The sequence below is a fragment of the Streptomyces genisteinicus genome (assembly GCF_014489615.1).
Classification (GTDB): Bacteria; Actinomycetota; Actinomycetes; order Streptomycetales; family Streptomycetaceae; genus Streptomyces; species Streptomyces genisteinicus.
Window position 1 is genome coordinate 757,057 of sequence record NZ_CP060825.1, and the last position, 12,577, is coordinate 769,633.

General features: G+C 73.4%; 12 protein-coding genes. 8 read left to right on the forward strand and 4 right to left on the reverse strand.

Annotated features, from left to right (window positions below; translation table 11 throughout):
• Positions 1–14: 14 nt before the first annotated feature.
• Entirely contained in the window at positions 15–1,448 is a 1,434-nt protein-coding gene (locus IAG43_RS03290; RefSeq protein WP_187739243.1) for a DUF6421 family protein, read from the reverse strand.
• 374 nt (positions 1,449–1,822) lie between these two features.
• Between IAG43_RS03290 and IAG43_RS03295 the strand changes: the two genes are divergently transcribed.
• Complete coding sequence (locus tag IAG43_RS03295) at positions 1,823–2,506, forward strand: glycerophosphodiester phosphodiesterase (protein ID WP_187739244.1); 684 nt, start codon at positions 1,823–1,825, stop codon at positions 2,504–2,506.
• Positions 2,507–2,537: 31 nt separating this feature from the next.
• Here IAG43_RS03295 and IAG43_RS03300 read toward each other — a convergent pair whose 3' ends face one another.
• Positions 2,538–3,089, reverse strand: coding sequence for a GNAT family N-acetyltransferase (locus IAG43_RS03300; protein WP_187739245.1), 552 nt, complete (start codon positions 3,087–3,089; stop codon positions 2,538–2,540).
• 245 nt (positions 3,090–3,334) lie between these two features.
• Between IAG43_RS03300 and IAG43_RS03305 the strand changes: the two genes are divergently transcribed.
• The 4 genes from IAG43_RS03305 (at position 3,335) to IAG43_RS03320 (ending at position 6,674) form a co-directional block, all read left to right on the forward strand.
• Positions 3,335–3,922, forward strand: coding sequence for a DUF5134 domain-containing protein (locus tag IAG43_RS03305; protein WP_246574055.1), 588 nt, complete (start codon positions 3,335–3,337; stop codon positions 3,920–3,922).
• Between the two features lie 99 nt (positions 3,923–4,021).
• On the forward strand, positions 4,022–4,957 hold the full coding sequence (locus IAG43_RS03310; RefSeq protein ID WP_187739246.1) for a M56 family metallopeptidase: 936 nt from the start codon (positions 4,022–4,024) through the stop codon (positions 4,955–4,957).
• An 88-nt stretch (positions 4,958–5,045) separates the two neighbouring features.
• Positions 5,046–5,831, forward strand: coding sequence for a phosphatase PAP2 family protein (locus tag IAG43_RS03315; RefSeq protein WP_187739247.1), 786 nt, complete (start codon positions 5,046–5,048; stop codon positions 5,829–5,831).
• Between the two features lie 171 nt (positions 5,832–6,002).
• On the forward strand, positions 6,003–6,674 hold the full coding sequence (locus IAG43_RS03320; protein ID WP_187739248.1) for a TetR/AcrR family transcriptional regulator: 672 nt from the start codon (positions 6,003–6,005) through the stop codon (positions 6,672–6,674).
• Here IAG43_RS03320 and IAG43_RS03325 read toward each other — a convergent pair.
• Positions 6,632–8,161 carry an LVIVD repeat-containing protein gene (locus IAG43_RS03325; protein WP_187739249.1) on the reverse strand — a complete coding sequence of 510 codons (1,530 nt, stop codon included), beginning with the start codon at positions 8,159–8,161 and terminating at the stop codon, positions 6,632–6,634. The two genes, IAG43_RS03320 and IAG43_RS03325, sit on opposite strands and share 43 nt — an antisense overlap.
• Positions 8,162–8,336: 175 nt before the next feature.
• Here IAG43_RS03325 and IAG43_RS03330 point away from each other — a divergent pair, with 175 nt between their 5' ends.
• A complete protein-coding gene (locus IAG43_RS03330) occupies positions 8,337–9,008 on the forward strand; it encodes a DUF305 domain-containing protein (RefSeq protein WP_246574058.1) in 672 nt (223 codons plus the stop codon).
• Positions 9,009–9,240: 232 nt separating this feature from the next.
• Here IAG43_RS03330 and IAG43_RS03335 read toward each other — a convergent pair whose 3' ends face one another.
• Positions 9,241–9,591, reverse strand: coding sequence for an ArsR/SmtB family transcription factor (locus IAG43_RS03335; protein WP_187739251.1), 351 nt, complete (start codon positions 9,589–9,591; stop codon positions 9,241–9,243).
• Between the two features lie 214 nt (positions 9,592–9,805).
• On the opposite strand from IAG43_RS03335, the gene IAG43_RS03340 reads away from it, so the two are divergent.
• Both IAG43_RS03340 and IAG43_RS03345 read left to right on the forward strand, forming a co-directional pair.
• On the forward strand, positions 9,806–10,885 hold the full coding sequence (locus tag IAG43_RS03340; protein WP_187739252.1) for an NADH:flavin oxidoreductase/NADH oxidase: 1,080 nt from the start codon (positions 9,806–9,808) through the stop codon (positions 10,883–10,885).
• Between the two features lie 585 nt (positions 10,886–11,470).
• Entirely contained in the window at positions 11,471–12,556 is a 1,086-nt protein-coding gene (locus tag IAG43_RS03345; protein ID WP_187739253.1) for a WD40/YVTN/BNR-like repeat-containing protein, read from the forward strand.
• Positions 12,557–12,577: the final 21 nt, after the last annotated feature.

Here is a 12,577-nt window from a genome sequence, read left to right on the forward strand (position 1 = left end):
CTGGGTCGTCGAGGTCACGCGGCGGCTCCGGACGCCTGCCCGGTGCCGGCCGCACCGGCACCCCGGGGAGCCGAGGCGGCGGTGATGCCCTTGGTGGAGGCGATCACGCCCTTCAGCTTCTTGGCAAGCGCCTCATAGAACATGCTGAGCGGAAATTCGTCGGGGAGCACGTCGTCGACCAGCTTGCGCGGCGGCAGCGACAGGTCCAGGGCGTCGGGACCCTTGGCCCAGCGGGAGCCGGGGTGCGGGGCGAGATAGGTGGAGACCAGGTCGTACGCGGCGAACCAGTGGACCAGCTTGGGGCGGTCGATGCCGTCGCGGTAGAGCTTCTCGATCTCGGCGCACAGCTCGTTGGTGACCTGCGGCGCCCGGTCCCAGTCGATCTTGAGCGTGTTGTCGGTCCAGCGGACGACGTCGTGCTTGTGGAGGTAGGCGAAGAGCAGCTGGCCGCCGAGTCCGTCGTAGTTGCGGACGCGGTCGCCGGTGACCGGGAAGCGGAACATCCGGTCGAACAGGACGGCGTACTGGACGTCGCGGCCGTGCCGGTTGCCCTCGGACTCCAGCTTCACGGCCTCCTTGAAGGCGGTGAGGTCGCAGCGCAGCTCCTCCAGGCCGTACATCCAGAACGGCTGGCGCTGCTTGATCATGAACGGGTCGAACGGCAGGTCTCCGTGGCTGTGGGTGCGGTCGTGGACCATGTCCCACAGGACGAACGCCTGCTCGCAGCGGGTCTGGTCGCCGACCATCTCGCGGATGTCCTCGGGCAGCTCCAGCCCGAGGATGCGGACGGACTCCTCGGTGACGGCCCGGAAGCGCGCGGCCTCGCGGTCGCAGAAGATGCCGCCCCAGGTGAAGCGCTCGGGGGCCTCGCGCACCGCGATGGTCTCCGGGAAGAGGACGGCGGAGTTGGTGTCGTAGCCCGCTGTGAAGTCCTCGAAGGTGATGCCGCAGAAGAGCGGGTTGTCGTAGCGGGTGCGCTCCAGCTCGGCGAGCCACTCGGGCCAGACCATCCGCAGCACGACGGCCTCGAGGTTGCGGTCCGGGTTGCCGTTCTGCGTGTACATGGGGAAGACGACGAGGTGCTGGAGGCCGTCCGCGCGGCCCGCGGCCGGGTGGAAGGCGAGCAGCGAGTCGAGGAAGTCGGGCACGGCGAAGCCGCCGTCGGCCCAGGCGTGCAGGTCCGCGACGAGCGCCCGGTGGTAGGCCTCGTCGTGGGGCAGCAGCGGGGAGATGTCGCGTATCGCGCCGGCCACCCGGGCCACCGCGTCCTCGGCGGTGCTGCGCGCGGGGGCGCCCTCGGCGTCGAAGTCGATCGAGCCGTCGGCGGACTGCCAGGGGCGGATCTCCTCGACGGCGTTCTTGAGCACCGGCCAGCTCGGGTGGTCGATCACCCGGCCGGTGCCGGTCATACCCCCGGCAGTCGCGTCCTGCACAAGAATTTCCGTCATGTCACTTCCTTCACGGGAGAACCTCGCGTCAAGACACCGTATCCATGGGTCGTTCTCCTGGACAAGGGGAGACAGGGAAATTATCCTGCCGGACCCCCCTCGTCGCCGAAGTATTTTCGGCATCTCATGGTTTGCGCAGTCGCTTCCGGGGCATGCCGAGGCGTCCGGCCAGGTGCCCGGCCGCTCGCCGCGACGCACCGCCCGCAGCTCCCGGCACTCCCGTCGCACCTGCCCTGCACCGCCGGAGGAACACCTTCCGGACACCCCGTGCGGGAACGGTTCCGTCCCGGGGAGCCGCCGCTAGGCTGCGACCGAGCCGCGCGGTCGAGCGGGTCCATCGCGCGGGAGCCGCCGTCGACGGAAGCGAGACGACCTTGACGTTCCTCACCATCGGTCACCGCGGCGTCATGGGCGTCGAACCGGAGAACACCCTGCGCTCCTTCGTCCGGGCCGAGCGGTGCGGCATGGACGCCATCGAACTCGATCTCCACCTCACCAAGGACGGCGCGCTGGCCGTCATGCACGACGCCGACGTGGACCGCACGACCGACGGGCACGGCGCGGTGGCCGACAAGACGCTCGCCGAGCTCCGCCGGCTCGACGCGGGCGGGGGCGAGCGGGTGCCCGTCCTCGACGAGGTGCTCGACGCCGTGGACGCGCCGCTCCAGGCGGAGATCAAGGACGCGGCCGCCGCCCGCGCCCTCGCGGAGGTGATGCGGCGGCGGGACCTGGTGCCGCGGGTGGAGGTGTCCTCGTTCCACGACGACGCGCTCGTGGAGATCGCGGCCCTCGTCCCCGGGGTGCGGACGGTGCTGATCGCGAGCCGCTGGGGCCCGGACGTGGTGGACCGGGCGCAGGCGGCGGGCGCGTCGGCCCTGGCGCTGAACATCCGCAGACTGACGCTGGAGACCGTGGAGCACGCGCACGGCGAGGGGCTGCGGGTCATCGGGTGGGTGGTGAACACCCAGGAGCAGCTGCGGCTGGCGCGCGCCCTGGAGCTGGACGGCGCCACGACCGACTACCCGGAGATCCGCCGGACCGGCCGCTTCACCGCCTGATGCGCGGGGCCCGGCGGTCGGTCGGCCGCCGTCAGCCCAGCTCCTTCACCAGCAGCTCGAACGCGAGGTCGTCGCGCCGTGGGATTCCGAAGCGCTCGTCACCGTACGGGAACGGGCTCAGCGTGCCCGTACGGCGGTAGCCGCGGCGCTCGTACCAGGCGATCAGCTCCTCGCGGACCGTGATCACGGTCATGTGCATCTCGGACACGCCCCAGGCGCCGGCCGCCTGCCGCTCCGCCTCGGCGATCACCGTGCCCCCGAGCCCCTCCCCCTGGAGTCCGGGCCGGACGGCGAACATGCCGAAGTACGCGGCGTGCCCCCGGTGCTCCAGCTGGCAGCAGGCGACGATCCCGCCGTCGCGCTCGGCGACCAGCAGGCGGCTGCCGGGCGCGCTGATCACCTGGGCCACGCCCTCCGCGTCGGTGCGCCGGCCGTCCAGGATGTCCGCCTCGGTCGTCCAGCCGGTCCGGCTGGAATCCCCCCGGTACGCCGACTCGACCAGCGCGACGATCCCCGGGACGTCGGCCGGCCCGGCGTCACGGTAGGTGAGCCGGCCGCGGGCCGGGGAGGTCGCGGTGTCCATGGGCGGCTCCGTATCTGCTGCGTGCCGGCGGCACGGATGGTCTGCGGACGAGGGTAACGCGCCCCGATCCACCGCCCCGGGGCCGCCCCGTGCGGTGCGCGCGCCCGCTCGCGCTCCCCCAGTACGCCCGTGCGCTCGCGTACGGGCGTACTGGGCGGGCATCGCTTCCCTGTCGGCGCGGGAACGCGCGTCCGGTGCACGGTCGAGCGGGTCGCAGAGATCACGGAGATCGAAGGGGGAGGCAGGTGCACCAACCGACGGTGCCCGGCTGGCTGCTGATGGTGTCGTGCCTGGCCACGGGCGTCTACTGCCTGTCACGGATGCGCAGCTGCCGAGGAGCCGCGCGGGAGGCCGCCGGGGGCGAGGCGCTGATGGGTTTCGGCATGGCCGCGATGGCCGTGCCGGCCGCCGTGCTCTCCCCGCCGCCGTGGCACTGGGCGGTGTACGCGGCGGTGTTCGGCGCGGCCGGGCTGCGCGCGCTGTGGACGCTGCGCGCGGGGCCGGGCGGCGGGCACCACCACCCGGTGCACCATCTGGTGAGCTGTCTGGCGATGGTCCACATGGCCGCCGCCATGAGCGGGCCCGCCGGCGGGCACACGGCGCACCTGTCCGCCGCCCCCGCCGGGCCGCCGCTGCTGACGGCGGTCCTGCTGGTGTACTTCGCCGGCTACGCCCTGCGGGCCGGCACCCTCCTGGTGCCCGCGCCCGCGGCCGGGACCGCCGGCCCGGCCGCACCGTTCGCCGCCTCCGACCGGGCGGGACGGCCCGAGGTGGCCGTCGCCTGCCGCCTCTCCATGGCCCTCGCGATGCTGGCGATGCTGCTCGCCCTCTGAGCCCGCCCGGCCCCGCGGGGGGCGCGGAGGGACGTGGCGTGCGTCACTTGCGCCGCCAGGCCGTACCCATGGGTAGTCCGCACTTCTAGGCTGGAGCCCATGATGGTCTCGCTCGCGCTGCTGCTGCTCGGCGCCGTGGCCGCCGTCGTCGCCCCGAGGCTGATGATGCGTGGTGACTGGGCGGAGCGTGAGCCCGTGGTCGCCCTCTGGTTCTGGCAGTGCGTGGTGGCAGCCGTCCTCCTCTGTTTCGCCCTGTCGATGGTCTTCAGCGCCGCCGCCGCCTGGCAGTTGGTCCGGGGTCATGTGTTCGCCCCCGCGCCGCACGGCGTCGTCGAGGCCTACGCGCTGGGGGCGATCGGCCCCTGGTCCGCTGTGCTGGCCGTCGTGCTGGCCTGCGGGGGCCTGTGGACCGGCGCCATGCTCACCCGCGAGATCGTCCGGTCCGGCGCCCGCCGCCGGGCCAGGAGGCGGGAGTTGCTGGTGCGCTCGCCGCTGCTGCCCGGCGAGGAGCCGGGCGACGCACCCCTCGTCGTGCTGGAGGGCGAACGCCCCGACGCCTGGTGGCTGCCGGGGGCGGCGCCCCGGCTCGTCGTCACCACCGCGGCACTGCGGCGGCTCAAGGGGCGGCAGCTCGACGCCGTTCTCGCCCATGAGCAGGGCCACGCCAACGCCCGGCACGACTGGCTGCTGCACTGCTCCTCGGCGCTGGCGGGCGGCTTCCCGCAGATCCCGGTGTTCGCCGCCTTCCGCGACGAGATGCACCGGCTGGTCGAACTGGCCGCCGACGACGTGGCCTCGCGCCGGTTCGGCCGGCTGACCATCGCCCTCGCCCTCGTCGAACTCAACGAGGAGCGCGGGGCGTTCGGACCGTGCCCCACACCGGGGGCCCAGGTGCCGCAGCGGGTGGACCGGCTGCTGAGCCCCGTCCCCCGGTTCACCGCGGGCCGGCGCCTCAGGCTCACGGCGGCGGCGGCGCTGGTGCCCGTCGTCCCGCTGTTCGTCGCCTTCGTCCCGGCCCTGCACGCACTGCGCTGACCCGGCGCGGTCCCCCGCTGCCCGCGTCCCGAAGGCGGCGGGCGCGCGTCGATGGCGTGAGCACCGGGTGACGGGCAAGGATCAGGACATGCCCTCCCCCGAACCTCACGAGTCACCCGAGCACCCCGATTCCCCGGAGACGTCCCGTCGCCCCGGAGCCGTCACCGGCGCCGGGGCCACGCGCCGGACGCGGACGGCGAGCCTCGCCGGCAGCGTCCTGCTCGCGGCGTCGGCGCTGCTCACCGTGCTGGTCGTCACCGCATGGGAGCCGCTGCTCGCCTTCGACCGCTCGGTCACCGAGGACCTGCACCGGTCCGCGGTCAGCGAACCGGCGGCCACCCGCGCCAACCGGATCCTGACGGACTGGGTGTGGGACCCGTGGACGATGCGTCTGCTGGCCGCGGCCGTCACCGTGTGGCTCTGGCGGCGCGGCGACCGTCTGCTCGCCGTGTGGATCGCCGGCGCGAGCGCCCTGGGGGCCGCCCTCCAGCAGACGCTCAAGGCACTCGTCGGCCGCGACCGGCCCCAGTGGCCCGATCCCGTCGACACGGCCCAGTTCGCCGCCTTCCCCTCGGGGCACGCGATGACCGCCACGCTGACGTGCGGGCTGCTCCTGTGGCTGCTGCACCGCGACGGGGTGCGCGGACGGGCCCGGGCGTGGGCGGTGGCACTCGCGGCGGTGAGCGTGGCGGGGGTGGGCTTCACCCGCGTCTACCTGGGTGTGCACTGGCCGTCCGACGTGCTGGGCGGCTGGCTCCTCGGCGCCGCCGTCGTGGCGGTGGCGGCGGCCTCGTACGAACGCGCCCTGGCCGCCCGGCGGGCGAAGGCGGCGGAGGAGGGGCGAGCGGTGGCGGCCGGTCCCGGCGGAGGCTGACGGCGGCCGGCGGGACGCATCGGGCGGGCCGGTCCCGGGCGGGAGCCACCGGACCGGGCGATCCCCCGCGTCGCCCGGTCCGGATGGCAGATCCCCGCGACCGGCCCTGCGGCAGGTCGGCGGAGTGCGCTGAGTATATTGGCTGCGAGCCAGTCAACGCAGGAGTCCAGCATGAGCCCGCGGAGCGCAGAGGTCAATGAAGAGCTGCGGAGACGATCTCGGGAGCGGCTGCTCCAGGCGACCGTGGAGCTGGTCGACGAGCGGGGGTACGAGGCGACGACCCTCGGCGACATCGCCGACCGGGCGGGCTCCGCACGGGGTCTGATCTCGTACTACTTCCCGGGCAAGCGCCAGCTCCTGCAGTCGGCGGTGCACCGGCTGATGCACCGGTCGCTCGCGGCGGGCCTGGAGCGGGAGCCGCGCACGGACGACGGGCGGGAGCGGCTCGCGCGGGCGATCGACGCGATCCTGGGACTGGCGGCCGACCATCCGGTGCTGATGCGCACGCACATGGCGGGCATCCTCCAGGCCGACGGCTTCGTGCAGTGCCCGGAGCAGCAGCGGCTGGCGGCCCTGCTGCGCGACACGGTCGAGCGGTACGGGGCGGCCGACGTGGACGCGGAGTACCCGCTGCTGCGGGCCCTGCTGATGGGCGCGGTGTTCGCCGTGCTGCTGCCGGGCGCGCCGATGCCCCGCGCGCGGCTGCGCGCGGAGCTGTTCCAGCGGTACGGGCTGGACTGGGAGCTCGGGGCCCCGCCGGGCGGTGGTCCGCCCGGCGGGGCCCCTGCGGCCGTACCGGGTCAGTCGTCCCAGCGGCCCCAGCCGTGTGACCTGTCGAAGTAGTCGGGCTGTGTCTGGACGTTGAGCTCGTCCGTCCGCACCCGCTTAGCAGGGTCGGTGCGCCGGTCGTCGATCTTCAGGACGTCGAAGCCCTTGGCCATGTCGTTGGAGTAGATGTAGCCGTTGTAGTAGTACGCGGACCACGAGCCTCCCGTGACGTTGGTGGTGGCGCTGAGCGGGCCGCGCTCGAAGTAGCCGATCTCCTTCGGCCGTGACGAGTCGGTGAAGTCCCACACCGAGACGCCGCCCTGGTACCAGGCCTGGACCATGATGTCGCGGCCCTTGACCGGGATCAGCGAGCCGTTGTGGGCGACGCAGTTCTCGGTGGCGGCCTGGTGGCGGTCGATCTTGTAGTAGCTGCGGAAGACCAGCTTGCGCTTGTCGCCCTTGCCCTTGATGTCGTAGATGCCGTCGGCGCCGCGGTTCGGGCCCACCTCAGCGTTGCAGGTGGCACCGCCGCCGCCGCCGAGCTCGTCGGTGAAGACGACCTTGTCGGCCTTCTGGTTGAAGGTCGCCGAGTGCCAGAACGCGAAGTTCACGTTGTCCTGGACGCGGTCGATGACCTTCGGCCGCTCCGGGTCCTTGATGTCGAACAGGATGCCGTCGCCCATGCAGGCGCCGGCGGCCAGGTCCTTGGACGGGAGCACCGTGACGTCGTGGCAGCCCGTGGTCTTGGAGACGCCCGGGTTGGTGGGCGCGCCGGGGTTGCCGCCGCCGTCGGGGCCCTCGCCCGGGAACAGCACCGGGAAGTTGACCACGGCGGCCTGCTGCGGGGCCTTGCGCGGCACCTTGATGACGGAGATCCCGTCGTGCGGCGGCTGGCAGTCGGGGAACGCGGCGTTCGGCGAGTACGAGGAGACGTACACGTAGACGTTCCTGCGCTCGGGGACGAGCGTGTGGGTGTGCGACCCGCACGCGGTCTCGACGGCGGCGATGTACTTCGGGTTGCGGATGTCGCTGATGTCGAAGATCTTCATGCCCTCCCACGACGACTTCTCGCTGGCGGGCTGCGTCGTGCTGCTGCACGAGTCGTCGCTGCGCGAGGAGTCGGTCGACAGGAAGAGCAGGTCGCCCGAGACGCTGATGTCGTTCTGGGAACCGGGGCACAGGACCTGGGCCACGGTCTTCGGCGACCTCGGGTTGCGGATGTCGTAGATCGTGAAGCCGTCGTAGTTGCCGGCGAAGGCGTAACGGCCCTGGAAGGCCAGGTCCGAATTGGTCCCCTGGAGGGCGTCCTTGGGGAGATTGGTGACGTGCTCGATGTTGTCGCTGTGGACGACTTCGTCCACGCCCGGGACGTCACCGCTCTCGATCGCCTGCCGGGTCTCGGCCGCGACACCGGCGGCGGCCTTGCCCCGGGCCGGCGGATCGCCCGGATCGGGGATGGCCGCCGCGGGCCCCGCCGTCAGGAGCGTGGCCAGCAGGCCGGCCGCGGCGGCCGCCACGCCCAACTGTCTGCGCCGAGCACGGGTGGTGTGCAACAGGGTCACTGCATCCTCCCTTGTCCCGTTCGTTGTCGAACGGTTCGTTGACCCCCGGCAGTATGTGTCCTTGCATGCACATCTCAACAGATGGAAACGCAGCCGTAATGAATTTTTTTGCTCGACACTCCTTACCTCCGTGCAAGTACGCTCGTGCCCACCACAAGTGGCACAGGAGGTCGCCGTGTTGAAGCCCCGCAGGAACCGCCGCGCCCGCACCCGGTACGCGCTGGCCGCGGCTGTCTGCGCCGGCCTGCTCCTCTCGGCGTGCGACTCGGCCCCGGCCCCGGACTCGGGGACGGACGCCGCGAAGGGCGGCGGACCGTCGGTGGTGGCCCCCGGCCGGCCCGGTGAGCCCGCCAGAACCCTGTCGGCGGAGGAGGCCGCGAAGGAACTCCCCGACGACAAGCCGAACTCGGCGGACCGCGGCTACGTCGAGATGATGATCGTCCATCACCAGCAGGCGCTGGAGATGACCTCGCTGGCCGGCGACCGCGCCGGGTCGGACCGGGTGCGGAAGCTCGCCGACCGCATCGCGGCGGCGCAGAAGCCCGAAGTGGACGCGATGAAGGGCTGGCAGCAGACCGAGGGCGTGCGGAACGGCTCCGGCGGCCACGGCCACGACCACGGGTCGATGCCCGGAATGGCCACCGCGGCCCAGCTCACCCAGCTGCGGAACGCGAAGGGGGCGGCCTTCGACGAGCTGTTCCTCAAGCTGATGATCACCCATCACCAGGGCGCGGTCACCATGGCGACCGAGGTCCTGACCGAGGGGAACAACGTGCGCGTCGAGGAGATGGCCAACGACGTGATCTCGCAGCAGACCAGCGAGATCGGCCGCATGCGCGACATGTGACGGCCGCCGCGGCGCCGCCCGCGACCGCCGTTGACGCCCGCCGCCCCGAGGGGAGGCGGGCGCCCGCGTGTCCGGGGGCGGATCACGTCAGGGCGGGCGGACCACGGCGTGCGAGGCGGGCGGGTCGTGCCGGGTGGGGCGCGCGGGTCGCGCCGGGCGGGTGGATCGCGCCGCGCCGGGCGGCTCGGGGCACGGCGGCGGGTCGTGTCGTGCGGCGCGGCGGGCGAGCGGGTCAGATGTCGCCGAGGCGGTCCGCCTCACGGTCGGCGGCCGCGAGGACGACGTCCAGCAGGCCGGGGAAGAGCTCGTCCAGCTCCTCGCGCCGCAGCTCGTTCATCTTGGCCGTGCCGCGGTACACCTGACGGATCACACCGCTCTCGCGGAGCACGCGGAAGTGGTGGGTGGTCGTGGACTTGGTGACCGGCAGGTCGAAGCAGGAGCAGGAGAGCTCACCGGAGGCCGCGGCCAGCTCCCTGACCACCGTCATGCGCATGGGGTCGGCGAGGGCATGGAGCACTCCGTCCAGCCGGATCTCGTCACGTGCGGGGTGTGCGAGCGTTCGGGCGCTGGTCACGGTGGTCACGTCGGCGGCTCCGCTCTTCCGGTCGTCCGGGTCCTGCGACCCGGCTCCATTGTACGACCACTCTCGTAGTTTGACATTCACCGTAGTACGACGAGTATCGTACGAAGCGGCCGGTCCGCCCGGCCCCGCCCCGCCGGGGGAGCGCTGCGCCGCGCCCCGAGCCCGCGCGGCCGAAGCGAACCGAACGAACCGAACGAACCGAACGGAGTCCGTCGTGAGCGCGTTGTTCGAGCCCGTCACCCTCAGGTCCCTGACCGTCCGCAACCGGGTCTGGATGGCCCCGATGTGCCAGTACAGCGCCGAGACGGCCGGCCCCGGCACCGGGGTGGCGGGCGACTGGCACTTCGCGCACTACGCGGCGCGCGCCACCGGCGGCACCGGCCTCGTCCTCGTGGAGGCGACCGCCGTCTCCCCGGAGGGGCGGATCAGCCCGGCCGATCTCGGCCTGTGGAACGACGCCCAGACCGAGGGGCTGCGCCGCATCACCGCCTTCCTGAGGAGCCAGGGCACGGTGGCCGGCATCCAGCTCGCCCACGCGGGGCGCAAGGCCTCCACCGACCGCCCCTGGAAGGGCGGCGCGCCGGTCGGCCCCGACGAGGAGGGGTGGCAGCCCGTGGGCCCGAGCCCGCTCCCCTTCGCCGAAGGACACCCCGTGCCCGACGAGCTGACCCGGGAGCAGATCGCGGCGATCACCGGGCAGTTCGCCGACGCGGCGCGCCGCGCGCTGGAGGCCGGCTTCGAGGTCGTGGAGGTGCACGGCGCCCACGGTTACCTGATCGGCGAGTTCCTCTCCCCGCACAGCAACCACCGCACGGACGAGTACGGAGGCTCCTTCGAGAACCGCACCCGCTTCGCGCTCGAGGTCGTCGACGCGGTGCGCGCCGTCTGGCCGGCCGAACTGCCGCTGCTCTTCCGGATCTCGGCCACGGACTGGCTGGACGAGGGCGGCTGGACCGCCGACGACACCGTCCGCTTCGCCGCGGAGCTGAAGGAGCACGGGGTCGACCTGCTGGACGTCTCCACCGGAGGCAACGCCTCCGGGGTCCGGATACCGACCGGCCCCGGCTACCAGGTCCCCTTCGCCGCCCGGGTCCGCGCCGAGACCGGGCTCCCGGTGGCGGCGGTCGGGCTGATCACCGATCCCGCCCAGGCGGAGAAGATCCTCGCCAACGGCGAGGCGGACGCCGTGTTCCTCGGCCGGGAACTGCTCCGCAACCCCTTCTGGGCACTCCAGGCCGCGCGGACGCTGGGCGCGGACGCGGACGCGCCGCCGCAGTACGCGCGGGCGGTCTGAGGCCCGGGTCCGGCGTGCGTGGTGTGTGCGGGGCGCTTCCCGTGTCCGGGCGCTGTCCCGCTCGCCGCTGGGCGAGCGGGACAGCACCCGGAGGCTGACGGCCCCGGGCCCCGGGCCGGCCCGGGGCCCGGGGGATCTGCGCCCTGCGGCCCGGCGCGGCACGGCGTACGGGAGACGTCGACCGACGGTGACCGGGACGCCGCCCGCGTTCACGGCCGGCACGCCTGTGGAGGCCCGGGGTGGAGCTCCCCCTTGCCGGGACCCGTCCCGGACCCGTGCGGCACGCGGCCCACGGACGGTGACCGGGACGCCCGTCGCGCATCCGGGCGGTCCGACCGCGGGCCGCGTCCGGCCCCAGGCCTTCCGCCGCGCCGCATGGGCAGCAGGGCAGCAGGACGACCTGGCGACCGGACGACCGGTGACGACCGCCGGACTCCGGCGCCCGGGACCGATGAGTTCCGGGGCTCGGTCCGGTCACCCCTTCCGTCGCCGGGCCGGCGCGCGCACCGCACCGCAGGACGCTGTCAGTGGTCGGGGGCAGACTGGCCCGTATCCGAGACAACGGCGTTTTGGAAGGATCCGGTCATGACGGAAGTACTGCTCACCGTGGGTACACGCAAGGGGCTCTTCATCGGCCGCGGCAGCGGCGGGTCGTGGGAGTTCGACGGCCCGCACTTCGCCGCGCAGGCCGTGTACTCGATCGGCATCGACACCCGCGGGGAGACACCCCGGCTGCTGGTGGGCGGCGACAGCGCGCACTGGGGCCCGTCCGTCTTCCACTCCGACGACCTGGGCACGACCTGGGTGGAGCCGGACCGGCCCGCCGTGAAGTTCCCCAAGGAGACCGGCGCCTCCCTGGAACGGGTGTGGCAGCTCCACCCGGCGTCCGCCGCCGAGCCGGAGGTGGTCTACGCCGGCACCGAGCCTGCGGCCCTGTTCCGCTCCGAGGACCGCGGTGAGAGCTTCTCCCTGGTGCGCCCCCTGTGGGAGCACCCCACCCGCTCCCAGTGGGTGCCCGGCGGCGGCGGCGAGGCCGTGCACACGGTGGTGACCGATGCCCGGGACACCCGGGCGGTGACGGTGGCCGTGTCGACCGCCGGGGTCTTCCGGTCCCGGGACGGAGGCACCAGCTGGGCCCCGTCCAACGACGGCGTCTCCGCGGTCTTCCTGCCGGACCCGCACCCCGAGTTCGGCCAGTGCGTGCACAAGATCGCGCAGGACGCGGCCGATCCCGACCGGCTCTACCTGCAGAACCACTGGGGCGTCTACCGCAGCGACGACGCCGGCGCCACCTGGACGGACATCGGCGCCGGGCTCCCGTCCGACTTCGGCTTCGCCATGGTCGCCCATCCGCACCGCGCCGACACCGCGTACGTCTTCCCCATCACCGCGGACTCGGACCGTGTCCCGGCGGACCGGCGCTGCCGCGTCTTCCGCACCCGTGACGCCGGTGCGACCTGGGAGGCGCTGAGCACGGGCCTGCCGCAGGGCGACCACTTCGGCACCGTGCTCCGGGACGCCATGTGCACCGACGGGGCCGATCCGGCGGGCATCTATTTCGGCAACCGCAACGGCGAGGTGTACGCGAGCGCCGACGACGGCGACACCTGGCGGCAGTTGGCCGCCCACCTGCCGGACGTCCTGTGCGTACGGGCGGCGGTACTGCGCTGAGCGCGGGGCCCGCTCGGCCGG

Bases quoted from the DNA above. Each gene is read 5' to 3' on its own strand.
- IAG43_RS03315 (WP_187739247.1), top strand. From the start codon at position 5,046: ATGCCCTCCCCCGAACCTCACGAGTCACCCGAGCACCCCGATTCCCCG.
- IAG43_RS03320 (WP_187739248.1), top strand. From the start codon at position 6,003: ATGAGCCCGCGGAGCGCAGAGGTCAATGAAGAGCTGCGGAGACGATCT.
- IAG43_RS03300 (WP_187739245.1), bottom strand. From the start codon at position 3,089: ATGGACACCGCGACCTCCCCGGCCCGCGGCCGGCTCACCTACCGTGAC.
- IAG43_RS03310 (WP_187739246.1), top strand. From the start codon at position 4,022: ATGATGGTCTCGCTCGCGCTGCTGCTGCTCGGCGCCGTGGCCGCCGTC.
- IAG43_RS03345 (WP_187739253.1), top strand. From the start codon at position 11,471: ATGACGGAAGTACTGCTCACCGTGGGTACACGCAAGGGGCTCTTCATC.
- IAG43_RS03290 (WP_187739243.1), bottom strand. From the start codon at position 1,448: ATGACGGAAATTCTTGTGCAGGACGCGACTGCCGGGGGTATGACCGGC.